This window comes from Dietzia sp. E1, assembly GCF_014145015.1.
Classification (GTDB): Bacteria; Actinomycetota; Actinomycetes; order Mycobacteriales; family Mycobacteriaceae; genus Dietzia; species Dietzia cinnamea_A.
Genome location: NZ_JAALDU010000508.1, coordinates 1 through 2,370, shown reverse-complemented (window position 1 = coordinate 2,370; position 2,370 = coordinate 1). Strand labels below are relative to the sequence as shown.

Genomic DNA, 2,370 nt, shown 5'->3' with positions numbered 1-2,370 from the left:
CGACCGGCTCTACGGCACGCCGCTCGACTGGTTCTGATGTGCCGGGACGCGACCCGCCCGTATGGGGGGCGTGGCCGGCTGCCATGCGGTGGGATCGGCAGCGGTGTATAAAGTGGAGTCTAGTCCGCTTTGGAGATCGCCGCGTACGCAACGAAGCGCGCGGCCGCGGCCACCGGTCGGCTGCAGGCGCGGATTGCGGTGGAGGAGCTCTACGCCGCCCATCCGCACGCCGGGGTGGACGCCGACGCGGCCGTGCGCGCGCTCTCCCCGTTCACCCGCGGATTCGTCTCGCTGCCCGCGACGGGCCTGGAAAGCGGGCGCCGCTGAGGCGGAACCATCAGGCTTAGAGGGGCCCGCCGAGGCGCCAGTAACCGGTGAACTGGACGCGGTCGGGTTCCTGGCCGCGGTCGAGCAGGTGACGACGTACGGCCGCGACCATCCCGGACTCGCCGGCGACCCACGCGAAGCCGCAGGGAACGGCTGCCCCGGCCAGGCCCGGAGCTGACCGCATCGCCTCCGCTGAACGGACCTCGGCTGACCCGCCGCAGAACGTCGTGCCGCGGCCTACCGGTCGGGCTTGAGGCCGTTCTCGATGCCCCACGCGACCGCCTGCGCGCGCGTGGCCACGTCCATCTTCCGGTACGCCGAGCGCACGTAGGTTTTCACCGTGTTGAGCGAGAGGTAGCACTGCTCGGCGATCTGCTCGTTGGACAGCCCCTGCACGATCAGGCTGACCACCTCGGCTTCTCGGTGTGAGAGGCCGGCCTCCTTGGCGGGCCACTTGTCGGGACCCATGATCGGCAGGCCCGCTCCCGTCAGGGTGACGCGCTTGCCGGCGGCGATCTGCTCGATGCCACTCACCAGCTCGGGAGCGGTCAGGGACTTGGACAGGAACCCGTGAGCGCCCGCGTCGAGGCTGTCGCGCACCGCGGCCGGGTCCGAGGTGAACGAGTAGACGGCGACCGCCGCGATGGTCGGATCCTGCAGGAGGTTCTCGAGGCGGTCGTCCTTGCCCAGGGATGAGGCGAAGGAGTCGTATAGGGCCACGTCCACGGTGGCCGATCCGCTGGAGACCAGGTCCTTCTCCACCATCTCGATCCGGTCGGAGTAGGGGGCGAGAAAGGCGTTGACGCCGGCGACGACGACGAGGTAGTCATTGACCACTGTGACCTTGATCGGCATCCGCAGATCCTAGCAACGGGATCTGAACGGCCACGCCCTGCTGATACACCCCTAAGGGTGAAGCGCGCCCGGGTGGACTCGGAGACAATTCGACGTTGATCTTCCGCCATCCGCGACAGGAGCACGAGTGCCACGGTTCAGGAATCTGAAACCCACATCGGAGTTCTGGGCCTGGAGGGACGACGGAGCGTGCGTCGGCGACCCCGATCTCTTCTACAGTGCCGAGGACGAGCCGAAGGGCGTGCGCCGTCGCAAGGAGAAGGCGGCCAAGGAGATCTGCGCCCGCTGCCCGGTCCTCGAAACGTGCCGCAAGTTCGCGATCGAGGCGGGCGAGCTCTACGGCGTCTGGGGCGGGATGACCGAACTCGACCGGCACAAGCTGGCCGGGCGGCAGCGGACCGGCTGAGACTCCCGCCCCCGCCCCCAGTGGAGTGACCGTCGCGCGCTACGACGGCATGCGCCTGAAAAGCCACCAGAGGATCGCATCCCGCCGCGTGGCGTCCCGCCGAGTGGTCGAAAATGCGCACTGCCGCCACCGCTAACCTGGGAGAACGTGAGAAGGTGTGACCGCGCGATGAGGGGAGGGCGCTGCTGCGCCCGCTTATGACGGCGAATGCCCGTAGAGCCACCAGAGGATCGCGTCGGTGGTCCACTCGCTGATGGGCTCTTCTCCCGTGGAGCCGTCGCCCCACCGTGGCAGGTCCACCCAGATGCGCAGCGGCGGACCACCGATCACCGGGACGTCGACGTGCGCGAGTGGGCGCATCGTCGCAGTGAGCACCTCCCTCTCCTTGGTCCAGCAGTTGAGTGTCGGCACGAAGCCCGTCAGGCAGATCACCTCGTCTCGGGGATCGACCGGGGTCAGGATCCGGGTGCCGGGGACGGCCGCGTTCCAGAACGCCGGGTCGGCCGGGCCCAGCACGTCGGAGCCCGTCTCGGGCAGGCCGCGGTTGGGAGCAGGAGCACCGGGTTCGGCGCCGGCCGGGGCGGTGCCTGCCGGGGCGGCGCCGGCGGAGGCGATACCGAGAGCGGTCGACGCGGCAGCGATGATGACCGCGAGGCTGAACCTTCGCCGCGCACGGGTAGTCAAGAGCACGGCGGAACTCCTCGGTCAGCAGGGTGAACCCGTCACGCTAGCAGCGCGGCAGTCCCCGTGGGGTCCCCGTACCGGCGTGGCCCGACCCGGCC

5 protein-coding genes are annotated in these 2,370 nt (G+C 69.7%); 2 read left to right on the top strand and 3 right to left on the bottom strand.

Annotated features, from left to right (window positions below; all coding sequences use genetic code 11):
- Nucleotides 1–129: 129 nt before the first annotated feature.
- Complete coding sequence (locus G6030_RS14790; protein WP_206680920.1) at nt 130–327, top strand: hypothetical protein; 198 nt, start codon at nt 130–132, stop codon at nt 325–327.
- A 16-nt stretch (nt 328–343) separates the two neighbouring features.
- Here G6030_RS14790 and G6030_RS14785 read toward each other — a convergent pair whose 3' ends face one another.
- Both G6030_RS14785 and G6030_RS14780 read right to left on the bottom strand, forming a co-directional pair.
- The gene (locus G6030_RS14785; RefSeq protein WP_182643639.1) at nt 344–511 is read right to left on the bottom strand and encodes an SIP domain-containing protein; all 168 of its coding nucleotides are present in this window, start codon (nt 509–511) and stop codon (nt 344–346) included.
- 53 nt (nt 512–564) lie between these two features.
- A complete protein-coding gene (locus G6030_RS14780) occupies nt 565–1,182 on the bottom strand; it encodes a response regulator transcription factor (RefSeq protein ID WP_182643638.1) in 618 nt (205 codons plus the stop codon).
- A 127-nt stretch (nt 1,183–1,309) separates the two neighbouring features.
- Between G6030_RS14780 and G6030_RS14775 the strand changes: the two genes are divergently transcribed.
- A complete protein-coding gene (locus G6030_RS14775) occupies nt 1,310–1,588 on the top strand; it encodes a WhiB family transcriptional regulator (protein WP_007634069.1) in 279 nt (92 codons plus the stop codon).
- A gap of 195 nt (nt 1,589–1,783) precedes the next feature.
- Here the strand turns inward: G6030_RS14775 and G6030_RS14770 are convergent, their stop codons facing one another.
- Nucleotides 1,784–2,278 (bottom strand): hypothetical protein, encoded by a 495-nt coding sequence (locus G6030_RS14770; RefSeq protein ID WP_182643637.1) that lies wholly within the window; start codon nt 2,276–2,278, stop codon nt 1,784–1,786.
- Between the last annotated feature and the right edge of the window lie 92 nt (nt 2,279–2,370).